Here is a 13242-nt window from a genome sequence, read left to right as displayed (position 1 = left end):
TCAGATCGCAAGCCACTCCTCCCATCCAGTAATGGGCAGCAGGTGCAACGGGAATGGGTTGTTTGAAGATATCAATGCCCCAATGTTGACATACGTTAATAATATTGGGGAAACGATAGCGAATTTGCTCTGGCTCAATGGGTTGCAAGTCTAAATAAACATTCCCGTGGCTAGGATCGGCGGAGGTTTTTTCTAAGTGACTAAAAATTGCCCGACTTACCACATCTCTAGGAGCCAATTCCCCTGAAGGGTGGTAATTAAAAGCAAAGCGATCGCCTTTGTGATCTACTAAATGTGCCCCCTCTCCCCGGACAGCTTCTGTAATCAAAAATCGAGGTGCCCCTGGTTTGGTTAAAGCTGTGGGATGAAATTGGAAAAACTCCAAATCTCTAACAATTGCCCCAGCCCGCCAAGCCAGTGCTACTCCATCTCCTGTACTTACGGCTGGGTTAGTGGTCTGGGCAAACACTTGACCGCCACCACCTGTTGCTAGGATTACCGCAGAGGCTCTTAGCCAAGATATCTGACCTTGATGGAGGAGGCTAATCCCCTGACAATGACCAGTTGCTGGATTGAGCCATAAACTCAAAGCCACTGCGTGAGATAGCACCTGAATATTTGGACGCTCTAAAACTTTACCAGTCAGCGTATCCACAATTGCTCGACCGGTGGTGTCTGCGGAATGGAGGACGCGGGGACGAGAGTGGGCTGCCTCTAGGGTCATGGCTAGCTTTTTGCCTTTGCGGTCAAAGGCTACTCCCATCTTCACTAGAGAGTCAATGGCAGCAGAGGCATTTTCCACCAGATACGTTACCGCCTCGCGATCGCAAAGACCAACACCCGCTCGCTGGGTATCCTCTAGGTGAAGCTCTGGGGAATCAGATGGGTCAATAGCAGCAGCAATTCCTCCCTGAGCCCAGTTGCTAGAGCCTGTTTTCAGGGTGTCTTTGGTAATCAAACCTACCGGCAAATGAGCAGGTAGACAAAGGGCTGCATAAAGCCCAGCTGCACCACTGCCGACCACTATGATGTCAAATTGGGAGGGAGTATTGGCAGATCTGGAAGACTCGTCAGGGGATGATTTAAAATCTTGCACGATAGATCATATGTCACTAATTTTTGATTAATCCCTAAGCAGTTATTCGTTTTCACAAGACAAATTGCTTAATAAGTTATAAGCTCTAACTTATAACTTATACTTTTGTCAAGTAATTGTGTCAACCTGCTCAGGGGCACTACAGCACTACACTGATAACTCCAACATCCGTTGAATTGGTCGCAACGCCGCTACTCGGATATCTTCCGGCATAGTAATTTCTGGTGTTTTCTGCTTCATGGCTAGATACAGCTTCTCCAAAGTATTGAGCCGCATGTGAGGGCATTCGTTACAGGCACAATTGCTATCCATACCTGGAGCAGGTATGAAATTTTTCTGGGGTGCCCTCTTTTGCATTTGGTGAATAATTCCTGGCTCAGTAGCCACGATAAATTTTTCCGTTGAACTTTGCTGGATATACTTTAACAAACCTGTTGTGGAACCAATGTAACTGGCATGACGCAATAGAGGGGGTTCGCATTCTGGATGGGCAATAAACTCCGCTTCAGGATGCTGTATTTTCAGTTCCACGATCTTTTTCTCAGAAAAGGTTTCATGGACAATACAGCTCCCCTCCCACAGGACTAACTCCCGTCCGGTTTGCTCCATGACATAGCGACCTAAGTTCTTATCTGGGGCAAAAATAATCGGCTGGTCTTTCGGAATTTGGTTGACGATTTTAACTGAGTTAGAACTGGTGCAAATGATATCGCTCATCGCTTTAATGGCAGCGGAGCAATTAATGTAAGATACCACCAAATGGTCAGGATGGGCTGCTTTGAATGCCGCAAATTCTTGGGGAGGGCAACTGTCAGCTAGGGAGCAACCTGCGTTTAAATCGGGGAGTAGTACCAATTTATTGGGGTTAAGGATTTTGGCAGTTTCTGCCATAAAGTGAACCCCAGCAAAGACGATAACATCTGCATCTGTAGCCGCCGCTTGTTGAGAAAGACCTAGAGAATCGCCGAGATAGTCAGCAATATCTTGAATATCTGGTTCTTGGTAATAGTGAGCGAGAATAACTGCGTTTAATTCTTGTTTGAGGTCTTCAATCGCTTCAAAAAGGTCTTTGGGCGGATACTCCAACTCTAGGGTTGTTTTTGGGAGGACATTTGTAAACATCGTATTATTTACCTATTTCTGACTAGTTTACTAGTTTTTGAAGCTTTTCTTTCTTTAATAAATATTAAATCTGCGGTAGCCCACTGGGTGGTGTACTAGGAAAATTTCCTTAAGTTCTGCTATCTTTCTGCGGATCTTACCACTTAGAGACCTTTTATCGCTACCCGATTCATCACAAGATCTGCATCACTCCCGGTCTAGTTGTAATTTTGTACCCAGAACACAACAGTAAAAACCCTAGTATCCTAGTGCCAATGATCAAAATCCAATTTGGTTTTTAATTTGTTTGTTGATTTGATTTTGTTGATTTGATGATTATAACTATGAGCCGATTTCGCTCCCCGTGATATCCCCCCACTCTTCGATTCAGTAATTTTGGGGGAGGGTATTGACAAGTGTATAGTTTTACTATTACAACTTTTATGATCGGAAAACTTACTTATGGGCTATGTTAATTTTTATTAAAAAAAACAGCCAAATTAGATTATAAATAAAATTAAAGGGGTAAGATTTTTAATTCAGCCGAATTAGGGAAGGTTAATCAAGTGAATCTCAAACTGAACAACTAACTGGCTTCATGAAAAGACTGAAAATAAAAGACAACCTAGGCTCGGAATATTGATAGTTGATTGCTATGTTTATAGATAGCCTAACCAAAACCAACCAAACGTTTTAGTTTATCACTATCGAAGGTAACCCAATGGATTGCTTCGACTTATACAACCCTGTTAAAGTTCTATTTGGTAAAGGTAAGATTGCAGCTATTGCTAATGAGATTACCACCGATGCCAGAGTTTTAATGACCTACGGTGGCGGCAGCATTAAAAAGAACGGGGTATATGAACAAGTCAAAGCTGCTCTTGCCAAACATACAGTTCTAGAATTCGGTGGTATCACCCCTAACCCTGAGCTGGAAATACTGTTAGATGCTGTCAAGTTTGCTCGCACTGAAGAGATAACTTACCTGTTAGCTGTCGGTGGCGGTTCTGTAATTGATGCTACCAAATTTATCGCAGTGGCGGTTCCGTTTGTTGGGGACTTGTGGGACATCTTAGTTGCCAATGCTCCATTAACAGCAGCACTGCCTTTGGGGACAGTACTAACCTTGCCAGCGACTGGTTCAGAAATGAACTCTTATTTTGTAGTAACTAGACGTTCCAGTCAAGAAAAACTCCAGAGGAGAAGCGAGTTAGTATTTCCCCGCTTTTCCGTACTAGACCCCACAGTAACTTTTTCCCTGCCACGACACCAAATCAGTAACGGGATAGTTGACTCCTTCACTCATACACTGGAACCATACCTCACTTGCTAGGTTACTTACTCGGTCAGAACCGCCCTTTGATTTAGGTTTGATGTGTTCGACCTCTAGTTGAGTATCAGTCACACCACAGTAAGCACATTTACGATTCCATTTGGAAAGTAGATATTCTCTAACTTCATATCCGTAGAGTGTGCCCTGCTGATACTCTGTTCCAGAAATTTCAGGGTTTTCCATCTTCTGAGTATCGAACCTAACTAATTCCTGAGAAATGCCAGTTATCGGACAAAATCGAGTAAGTTTTTTTACCCATGTGAGAATATTATGAACTCTCGACATTAGACTGGGAGCTAACCACCCATCAGGACGTTTACGGTTAAGAAACCGTGGCTGTCGATAACGAGTTTTGCGGTTTCTACGAGAACTTCTCAACTTTCTACGTGAGGTTAAACCATCTCGAATTTGAAGACCTCTGTGGGTTAGTTCCGCACCCCAAACAACCACCTTTTCTTGAACAATTGCTAAACCTGTTGTTTGAGAACCAGGGTCAAGTTTGATCTGATGATTATGTGTCACACATTCCAATTCCTCCAAATCGCATATGATGATTGTGAACGGGTATCTCCTAAAGACCTTAGCCCTTCCTTGTTTGAGCAAGATTCTAGCTCTAGCAGGCTGGCATGGGTCTAATGGTTTTTTGTTTTTATCAAGTACAAAAACTCGCATAATGTGAGTATTCTCCTATTGCTAGGGTAAAGTTCGCTGCGCCAATGTTATCAGTCGGTACTTTCGCGCGTTGCACTTCCTTAACCTGATAAAGATGTTTAACAATCCGGTTCTAGAGCTTGAAACTAGCGTCGCATTTCAAGGTAGGAACTTTAACTCTTGCTGATAACGTAGTCCCTGATGGGACTTGGGCTGGTCAGGTAATGATTCACAAGCCCCCGGATTTATCCGTGGGGTTTGCTACTCCCAGGCTCCTGACAGAGTTCAATGCTAAATAATGAGTTCGCCTTTTCAATAATATCATCAGCATTGCTGGACCGAGGGAACTGGCCACAGCTCCACTAGCAAAAAGAACCAATGAAAACACTGTGGAGGAAATAGAAATCGCCGCAATTACAGCGAGTAGTCCCACCACTAAGGTCATGAATTGCTCGTATTTCACGCCATATTTCCGGGACATCCTCCGATCCAACCCCGGAGAAATATCTCTAGCGATCGCACTGGAACAAACCAGAAGTTGGGAATCCGCTGTAGAGGCAATGACAGAAAAGACACCAGCCAACACAATACCGACTCATAATCCATCCACTGTTTCCCGTTGCTCCAGCACTCAGACCCACAAAGACTTTCCCAAAAGAGCGTGAGCCAAGTAAGTAGTCGGATTCTGTATTATCGGAAGATTTAGCAGCTAGAGCCCCAATCCACAAAAAAATTACTATAAACAATCCAAAACTGAAAATTGTAATACCTGATTCCATTAGTTTTTATCTAAGGTTTTTGAGGTTTAACTGCTCCGGTTTGCGAACTCCCAAGCTATGAATACCATGTATGAATACTATGGTATAAAACTGAAACAAATTCTCCCGGATGTCTGCCACTAAAAATTTTTATTCGCTTTTGGTAATGGGTAATGGTCGTCCAATTAAGGATTAGCCATGACGCCATAATCAGCTCTCTAATTTCTTTTATAGAAAGGGGATTAGAGAGCTTTAAAATTTCAAGGCGATACCGTTTCCTACAAGCTATTACACCGATCAGGAAAAAGTTTTTCCTATAGTATCATATTCGATTAAATACCGATAATTTCGGGGGGTTGCTTATACCAAGTTGTGTTCTTGCTATGTTAATCCCGTTGTTACTCGCGTTGGAAGAATAATATTATTGCAAAGCTTAGTGTTCAGTGCTTAGTGTTCAGTGTTGTGCAGGAAGCGTAAATTGACACTCCCCGCCCGCTTATGAGCGGGGATTCTTGGCTCTACGACTCGTCGTGGCTCTTTCAAACCGGAGTCAGAAAAAGTAGAGGACAAATCTCCCCAAGCGTTTAGATCATAGATCTAGGTTTCGGTGTGCCCCACCGTACCTTTTTTATATGAATAGACAGAGGTGCGACCCGTGGCGAATTAAATTCGCCAAGGTCAAGCGCACCTTTATACTTTTTTATCTAAGTTTTTCATAGACGTTGTAGTCGTTAGACCAAATTACGCAATACGTATCTCATACATATTTTTTACGTTGTCTACTTATGATTAGATAGTATTTATCTAGCTTTTTAGTTTATTGTAATGGTTTTTATTATAACACGCTCTGTGAAAACTGTCAAGTTTTAGCTGAAAAAGAAAGCCGTCCTATAAGGACGGGGCGCGATTACCCAATTTTTTCGGTAAAACGTACTTCCCACTCCAGGCTCAGACTCTACCCCAATCTGTCCCCCGTGATTTTCCACAATCTTCTTGCAGGTGGCTAGACCAATACCAGTGCCAGGATAGTCTACGGGCTTTACTGAAACCTTGACTTGGGGGGATTTCCCTGGTGCTTGAAATTTAATGGCATTGCTGATCAGATTTTGAAAGAGAACAACTTCTAGCTGCTGCGCGAGTATCAAATGAGCGATTGGCAATTGGCTCATCAACCAGAGTCCATAATCTTTCTGCTGGTTGCAATTCCGGTGAGTGAGAAGGTAAAAATATTAAATGCAATCCCTCTGGTAATTCTACCCCCTTACTGGTATGCCATCCAGGGTAAGCGCAAGAAAAACGAACTCATAATATGCTAGGGGAACCGATGTCACAATCAAGGTATCCAATGGTCATTGGCTTCGATCAACCCACTAAAACCACCGCAACTTGGATTCAGTTGTCTCTATTCGACCAGTGCGGGACTTATCGCTCCCCCAAACCCCCTCATCAGTTAACTTGCACTGCCCTAAGCAACTGATTTATTGTTGACGGTTAACGGTTAATGGTTGAGGGTTAACACTCAACCCTCAGAATCTTTCTAGGTGGTGAGATCCCCTTCAACTCAACCCAGTTAGATACATAGAAAACCTGTTGTAGTTTTTTGAGATAAGTGGTATAAAGCGCTACAGAAAAAAAAACGGGGTGTAATCAGGAGTGATGGCTCAGTCAGTTGTGGTTGACTGGTGCAGACGCGATCGCTCCTGTTTTCTTTTGTTATAGGAATTACACAGTTGACTTGGTTTTGCCTACCTAACCCCCTTCCTCTGCCTGAGCAACCCCAGTTTGCGGAGATCCAGTATGGGTAGTGAGCAATGCGCTAGAGTAGGATAGATAGGGTAATTGAGATTAATTAACGGCGTAAGTCAGCCGACAGAAGGATGAGCTCTTGGCGCGATCGCTTAAATAAATTTGGTGGCAAAACTAGATTTGTAGTTTTTCGTTTGTTTGTACACTTAGCTGGTTCAGAAGTAACACCCTTGTTGGGGGTACTCAATCGTGCGGCACGGGAAGCCGTTGAATCAGATGGGGATTTGAAGGTATTAGGGGAAGAACTGGTAGCAATTTGTCAAAACCTCCTACAGCTGCAGATCTACTGGCAATCCGCAGCGAATGAAGGGGATGTCTTCTGGAAAGAAGGAGAAGCTGGGGACTACGTTAATGAACTGTTTACTGACTCAGCTGGGCGCTATCTGTCTGAACCAGATTTCACTACACCCTTAGGTGAAAACGAACCTTTATCCCTACCTGTGACCCAAAACGTAATTGTTATGATCACAGTAGCTTACGAAGGGGAAGTTCCTGAACTAGAAACTAACCTAGCTAGTGTTGAGTACCTCGAAGCAGGTCTAAAGGCATTGATTAATCTCCACTATCAGGAAAGTTTGCAAGCTATTCAGGTTCACTTCTCTCCAGCACAGTTGGGTGATGAACTGACTGATGAGCAAATTTTACTCAATTTCCCGGAACTGGTTCCCCTGTAATCATAAGTAAATTAAATAAATATAGATAGTGTTATAGTTGTCACTATCAGTAAATCAGGTGATGGGGTGATGGGGTGATGGCCAAGACGAACGAAACATCATCCCCAAGTTTTCGTCTTGCAAAGAACGCTAGCCCATAGCAAAGCGCGATTAGACAATAATGATTTAACAGAACAATAGTGATTTAAGAAAACTTTTTTAACTATATGTTACGTACAATTGCGATTTTTGTTCTATCTCTAACCCTATGTTGGACTACAGTAGGGTGTGGTTCTCCTAACTCAAGCCAAGTGTCGCTGAATCGGGGTGGCAATACTTCCTTTACTCCGACTCGGTTGAGTGATGGGAAATATCCCGTACAACAGGCAACCTACGATGATGTTAATGGGGTATATACCCTAATGGTGCTCAATACTCCTGCGGGTAGTCCACCAGTGTTTCGGAGCAGGGATTTGCAGATGGCACGTCTGACTGATGAGCAGGTTGCTGCTGGGGAAAATACGTATCTGAGTATTGATGACAATCAGCCGGTGATGTACCTGACTGAAGACTTCCGGATTGAATATGTCCACAATGTCACTGAGACTAGACCTAATCCTCAAAGTGGTCAACAAGAAACAGTAATCGTGCGTCAGCAATCCAGTTTCTGGGCTCCGTTTGCTGGTGCTTTGGCTGGTCAAGCTATCGGTAGTATGCTATTTCGACCTCAATACTATGTTCCACCAGTTTATCAACCGGGAGGAGTTTTAACTGGTTATGGTGGGTATGGTAACAGCTATAGTCAAGCAGTGAAGCGATATGAAACAAGGTACAAAGCACCGCCACCTGTGGTTAAAAATACTCGCTCTTTCCGCACGACTGGTAGCTTAAGAAAATCTCCTGCAGCTAATCAAGCAACTACTCGTAAAGCCTCACCCAACGCTAATCGCTCCACAGGAAAGGGTTTCGGCTCAAGTCAGTTACGCACCTCTAGTCCATCGAGTACTAAGAAAGCCAAACCCAGAAGCAGTGGTTTTGGCAGCACGAAGCGGACGCGTTCTGGCTTTGGTAGTAGTCGTGGTGGTAGTCGTTCCTTCAGACGCCGCCGCTAGTTTTAACGCCCCTTAAAAACCTAAAAGAAGCTTCTTTTGACTTTAGAAGCTTCTTTTTTTGCTGCACTATCAGGCTAGTTTGCCACTGACTAATATAACTGGGGTGCTAGGATTCGAACCTAGGAATGGCGGGACCAAAACCCGCTGCCTTACCGCTTGGCTACACCCCATTGATTCCACTTCTAAGATGATAACAGATTTGACTGGGAATATGTCAAGTATTTTTTTTGTTATTTTTCCTTTGGCTTAAAGGGTGATGGGGTGATGGGTTGATGGTTACCGGCCGGAAGGAAGACAAAGAGATATTAATGGCATGAGCTATCTTGTCTTTGTCCCCCCTCTTCCTCTTTAACTTAGATTCAGGCCGGATAAATCCGTAAACGTCGGTTGGGTTCATCGCCAAAGCTAGAAGACTTGAGGCGATAGTGTTCAACTAACTCGTGTTGCATCTTCCGCACTTTAGGCGATCGCGGCAACAATTCTACGGGTTGGCCTTTGGGAATCACAATTTGCTCAACTGCTAAACGGGCTTCTTCTAGAGCCTCGATTTCATCCTCGCTACCGTTTTGGGCAAATAACTCCAAATCAGCAGCATCGGGAATTGTGGGGTCATCCATGTGCAACAGACGCCTTAATGCCCGAGTAATCTGGGGTATGGAGCTAGCTTTGATGGCGTGAATCGGGATCTGACGAGATTTAGCAATGGACTTGAGCTTGGAGTGGCTTTTGACATGCGATCGCAATCCTAAAACCACATCAGCAGTATCCATGTTTTTTGTCAAGACCACAGGCAAATTTAGGATTTGGATCACTTGCTCGATTTGATGACGACTAATGCCGTAAGGATAGACCTGTAGTGGCAAATCCTCACCATTTGGTCCTAACATCTGCATCCCTTGACCCAAGAGCTCTTGCTGTGACCAAGATTCAGCCAGCAGCTGTTCAAACATGCTATTTTCTCGAGCTGGCTCTGGTTCTTGAAGGGATAGGGGCTTCATCTGTCCAGATGAACGCCAACCTTTTGGTTGGCTAGGAGTCGTTAGGGTAAGGTGACCCCTGCTCCGACCATTTAGGGGAGTGGCAACTGGAGCGCTAGGTAATTCTCGGGTAATGGTGACCTTCCCATTTTCATCTTCTGTCCTGACTGGGGGATTTGGTTGACGTCCCCTGAGCAAATTATCAACCGTGTCCGCAACACTTTCATGTACTACCCAACGCTTACGCTCTAGCATTTCTACAGCGATTTCAAAGGTTGGGGGGGCTTTGCGCTCCAAAACGGTTTTCTGAGAGCCTCGCCGTCTGGCTTCGTCATCGCCTAGGGTGACAGCCTGGATACCGCCTACTAAATCGGAAAGGGTGGGATTTTTAATCAAGTTTTCAATCCGATTGCCGTGAGCAGTTCCCACCAGCATCACCCCCCGTTCCGCAATGGTACGAGCGGCCTGAGCTTCTAGTTCTGTGCCAATTTCATCGATAACGATCACCTCTGGCATATGGTTTTCCACCGCCTCAATCATCACCTGATGCTGATGTTCTGGGCTAGCCACCTGCATCCGTCGGGCTCGACCAATAGCTGGGTGGGGAATATCGCCATCTCCAGCAATTTCATTAGAGGTGTCGATAATCACGACCCGTTTGTCTAATTCGTCTGCCAGAACTCGGGCAATTTCCCGTAAAGCAGTGGTTTTGCCTACACCAGGACGCCCGAGCATCAAAATTGACTTACCAGTTTCCACCAAGTCACGAATCATGCCGATGGTACCAAAGACCGCTCGACCAACACGACAGGTTAAGCCAATAATTTCCCCTGGACGGTTCCGAATCGCACTAATGCGGTGCAAGGTGCCCTCAATTCCGGCTCGGTTATCACCGCTAAAGGATCCCACTCGCTCAACACAGTGATTGATTTGTTCGATAGTAACTGGTTGATCAGAAAGGTACTCTGCCCGATCACGAAAGCGCACTTCTGGGAAGCGACCGAGATCCATAATCACTTCGATCAAACTGTCCCTTTCAGCATGTTGCTCCAATAATGAGCGAATTTCGGCTGGCAAAATGTCTAGTAATTTTGGCAGGTCATCTGTAATTTGTTGACAGTTTGAAATCCTCTGAGTTTTGTCCACTGTGTCTTGGTGTTCCTTGGTAGGTAGAGTGCCACAATCTAGTTGAAGATTGTCACTTACCTCTGAGGATTGAGCCCTTACGGTCATCGCCTCAACCAAGTTATTTTCATAAACCACTGGTGATTCTTGATTGAATGACACTTGTTGATCTGAAAACTTGCTTAGTGGAAAATTCACCATTTGTTTTGCTCAAATAAAGCGATTTCTGCTGTTACGTTTTGCCCTATTTAAATTGCGGTTATTGGTCAGATATTGGATTTAATTCATGTCTAATTTAACTCCTAATACTTGACGATTTTTATCCCAATTTAATCGAACATTCTTTCTCGATTAAAGTCAAGAAAATTAGATACTCTTGGGGATTTTTTTGACGGATTTGAGTTGAGCAACCAGGGCATGGGCAGTTGCCACAGCCTGCCAGAGCAGATCTGGTACATCCTCAAGGTTTCTAGAGGAGGGATTAGGAACGAATCCCTGGTGGTGATCAACGTCTTTGTCATAGTCTTGTTCTAATTTTTCTACAATCGGTGAGAGTAGAACTCGGGCGTAGCTACCGTAAGCCACACCGGCAATGTAGGATAGGTTATTTGGTTGTTCGCCCTTGGGGTTCGAGTAGGGTAGGTTATTTGGTTGTTCCCGTAGCTTGGCCGAAAGGCCAAGGTTGTTGTAGGAACGTTCAACCGGCAACCTGCCAACTTTCAACAATTCTTTAGAACCTTCAACGGGCAACCTACCAACTTGGCGGTTCAACAGCTTAGCTGCTCTTAGTTTGCTGACGGTGTGGTTATTGGTACCACCAGCTAACTGTACGTATCCTGGTAATCCAGCAGCGATGACTTTCTCAGCGAGTTTGATAGCAGCATGAGTTGTTCCCATGCCTATATCCCCACTCATAGGACGTCCATCGGTTTGCCAGATTAGAGGACAGGGTAAAGGCTGGATTAGTTGGTAGATTTCTTTTAGGTAGTCAATCAAATCTTTACCATCTGGGCAGCTAATGGCTAGGAGTTTGAGTTGAGCGCACCAGGGTGCGATCGCATGCCAGAGTCTTTTAAAATCTGGTAAATTCCCGACTTTGGTGTGAATTTCTATAGCATCAACGCCATTGCTTCGAATCAGGGGTGCGATCGCAAAAGGAGCTGATACGTATGACCGAGTAGTGATCAGCTGATGGGGGCAAACTGGCAGACAACGACCACAGCCATAACAGCGTTGGTCGAGCACACCAGAGTAAGCTTCACTGCCATTCTGGAAAGTAATTGCTTGTGCTGGGCAAATCTTTTCACAGGGACGAGGGCAGTCCCCTGGACACAAATCCGAGTCAAATTCGGCTTTCCGGAAATGGGGGTCTTCCCCATCATTCAAGCTCACCATCAGCCATGGTCTGCCAAGGAAGCCAAACCCTCGCTGTTTGGCTTCTTTTCCCATGGTGCTGGCGACTTGTAAGGCATCTTTCGCCGCCGAAATGACCGCCGGGTCAGCTGCCACATCAATACAATCGGCACCGGCGAGGGTGTAAGCCAAGGTTAGGCTTCTAACAGCAGGGAGGTGTTGAAAACTGGCTCCGCAAATGAGCTTGAACCAATGACCCTCCCTTAAGGAATGTAAGGGATAGTAAAGTTCAGTCACTCTTATATGCTAAATCTTTAAGCCGAAAATGGGGAGACTAATTTTACAATTCGAGTAATGAAAAAGGTTTTTTTTGAGGCGCTTACAAACCTTTCCGGGGGGGAAACTCCCTCAATTTTTTTCAAAAAATGCAGATTTAGGGTAGTTGGTTTTCTTCTTACACTAAATGTAGCGGTTGATTTTTTACAGCTGATCTCAATAAAATAATGGTGTCAATTAATTCAAAATTCTTTTGATTACAAGCCATCCCACGTGATAGTTAGTCGTGGGATGGAGTTTAAGCATTGGGAATCTTGGCTAGCTTAGGTTAATCAATAATCGCGTTAAGCAGAACCTCGGCTAAGGTCATATTCTCCATGTCTTCCAGAGTGACTGTGTCCACGATGTCAAATTGAGCCCCAGCCCCTTCAAGATCATCATCAAGTGCTTTCAGAAACCGAGTTGCCATGGAATCATTGCCCACTTGGATCAGTGAAATGCCTAGTTCTTCATCCCGGTCTATTTTCCGAGATGCTTCAATGATGACTCGCATTACGGCTTTGCGGTCATCTGGCTCACCATCGGTTATCACCAATAATGTTTCCCCATTGGGTTTGGTTTGCCCAGCCGCTTTGCGCTTAAAGTAGTCATCGGTGGCATCCTTAAGCACACCAGCGAGATCGGTGCGACCCATGGGATCATTTTCTTGGAAAATTTGTTCTACTTTATCTGAGGTAACATTATCGTACCGTCTAAAGCGACTAGAAAACAGGTAAACCGTAATCCCATCTGGATCGAGCTGTTCACATTTTCTGGCCACTGCTAAGGTAGACTCTTGGGCAATCTGCCATCGACTTTTGCTCCTATCTTGGTAGTCTGGGCTAGACATACTGCCGCTTTTGTCGATGATTAACGTATAGTCACGGTCTTCCACGAGTGAACCTCCCACGAAAAAATTTCCTCCTTACCTTAACTGCCACGATTTCTTAATCTAGCTTATC

At 44.6% G+C, this 13242-nt stretch carries 11 protein-coding genes, 1 tRNA gene and 3 pseudogenes; 4 read left to right on the top strand and 11 right to left on the bottom strand.

Features of this window, described 5'->3' with window-relative positions:
* Together nadB and nadA are read right to left on the bottom strand one after the other, a co-directional pair.
* A partial coding sequence (nadB, locus tag F6K38_RS25925; RefSeq protein ID WP_287357933.1) for an L-aspartate oxidase occupies window positions 1–1096 on the bottom strand: 1096 nt, incomplete at its 3' end.
* A gap of 147 nt (window positions 1097–1243) precedes the next feature.
* On the bottom strand, window positions 1244–2218 hold the full coding sequence (gene nadA, locus F6K38_RS25920; protein ID WP_008190756.1) for a quinolinate synthase NadA: 975 nt from the start codon (window positions 2216–2218) through the stop codon (window positions 1244–1246).
* Between the two features lie 116 nt (window positions 2219–2334).
* On the opposite strand from nadA, the gene F6K38_RS43580 reads away from it, so the two are divergent.
* Window positions 2335–2499, top strand: a complete 165-nt coding sequence (locus tag F6K38_RS43580) for a carbohydrate porin (RefSeq protein ID WP_131827430.1) — start codon at window positions 2335–2337, stop codon at window positions 2497–2499.
* A 419-nt stretch (window positions 2500–2918) separates the two neighbouring features.
* Window positions 2919–3524: pseudogene (locus F6K38_RS25915) on the top strand (iron-containing alcohol dehydrogenase); the annotation flags it as partial.
* A gap of 3 nt (window positions 3525–3527) precedes the next feature.
* Here F6K38_RS25915 and iscB read toward each other — a convergent pair.
* The 5 genes and pseudogenes from iscB to F6K38_RS25895 all read right to left on the bottom strand — a co-directional run.
* A pseudogene (iscB, locus tag F6K38_RS25910) lies at window positions 3528–4202 on the bottom strand (RNA-guided endonuclease IscB); the annotation flags it as partial.
* A 208-nt stretch (window positions 4203–4410) separates the two neighbouring features.
* Window positions 4411–4767 (bottom strand): sodium:solute symporter family transporter, encoded by a 357-nt coding sequence (locus F6K38_RS43575; RefSeq protein WP_008190749.1) that lies wholly within the window; start codon window positions 4765–4767, stop codon window positions 4411–4413.
* A complete protein-coding gene (locus F6K38_RS25905; RefSeq protein ID WP_044495541.1) occupies window positions 4691–4960 on the bottom strand; it encodes a hypothetical protein in 270 nt (89 codons plus the stop codon). The genes F6K38_RS43575 and F6K38_RS25905 overlap by 77 nt, the downstream gene beginning before the upstream one ends.
* A gap of 845 nt (window positions 4961–5805) precedes the next feature.
* Entirely contained in the window at window positions 5806–6108 is a 303-nt protein-coding gene (locus tag F6K38_RS25900; protein ID WP_044495539.1) for an ATP-binding protein, read from the bottom strand.
* A pseudogene (locus F6K38_RS25895) lies at window positions 6023–6217 on the bottom strand (transposase); the annotation flags it as partial. The pseudogene F6K38_RS25895 and the gene F6K38_RS25900, both read right to left, overlap by 86 nt.
* 599 nt (window positions 6218–6816) lie before the next feature.
* Between F6K38_RS25895 and F6K38_RS25890 the strand changes: the two are divergent.
* Both F6K38_RS25890 and F6K38_RS25885 read left to right on the top strand, forming a co-directional pair.
* Window positions 6817–7419 (top strand): DUF1517 domain-containing protein, encoded by a 603-nt coding sequence (locus F6K38_RS25890; protein WP_008190740.1) that lies wholly within the window; start codon window positions 6817–6819, stop codon window positions 7417–7419.
* 206 nt (window positions 7420–7625) lie between these two features.
* Window positions 7626–8510 (top strand): hypothetical protein, encoded by an 885-nt coding sequence (locus tag F6K38_RS25885; RefSeq protein WP_287248018.1) that lies wholly within the window; start codon window positions 7626–7628, stop codon window positions 8508–8510.
* A gap of 98 nt (window positions 8511–8608) precedes the next feature.
* On the opposite strand, the gene F6K38_RS25880 is transcribed toward F6K38_RS25885, so the two are convergent.
* From F6K38_RS25880 to F6K38_RS25865, 4 genes are all read right to left on the bottom strand, one after another.
* Window positions 8609–8680 (bottom strand) — tRNA-Gln (locus F6K38_RS25880).
* A 189-nt stretch (window positions 8681–8869) separates the two neighbouring features.
* Window positions 8870–10813: a R3H domain-containing nucleic acid-binding protein gene (locus F6K38_RS25875; protein WP_008190737.1), complete on the bottom strand. Its 1944-nt coding sequence runs from the start codon at window positions 10811–10813 to the stop codon at window positions 8870–8872.
* 165 nt (window positions 10814–10978) lie between these two features.
* On the bottom strand, window positions 10979–12262 hold the full coding sequence (gene ldpA, locus F6K38_RS25870; protein ID WP_287357932.1) for a circadian clock protein LdpA: 1284 nt from the start codon (window positions 12260–12262) through the stop codon (window positions 10979–10981).
* A 307-nt stretch (window positions 12263–12569) separates the two neighbouring features.
* The gene (locus tag F6K38_RS25865; RefSeq protein ID WP_287311052.1) at window positions 12570–13190 is read right to left on the bottom strand and encodes a vWA domain-containing protein; all 621 of its coding nucleotides are present in this window, start codon (window positions 13188–13190) and stop codon (window positions 12570–12572) included.
* Between the last annotated feature and the right edge of the window lie 52 nt (window positions 13191–13242).

Origin of the sequence: Moorena sp. SIO3B2 (assembly GCF_010692525.1) — a bacterium.
In the GTDB taxonomy this organism is placed as follows: Bacteria; Cyanobacteriota; Cyanobacteriia; order Cyanobacteriales; family Coleofasciculaceae; genus Moorena; species Moorena producens.
The sequence above is the reverse complement of the archived record's forward strand: the minus strand, read 5'-3'. Positions and strand labels throughout refer to the sequence as shown.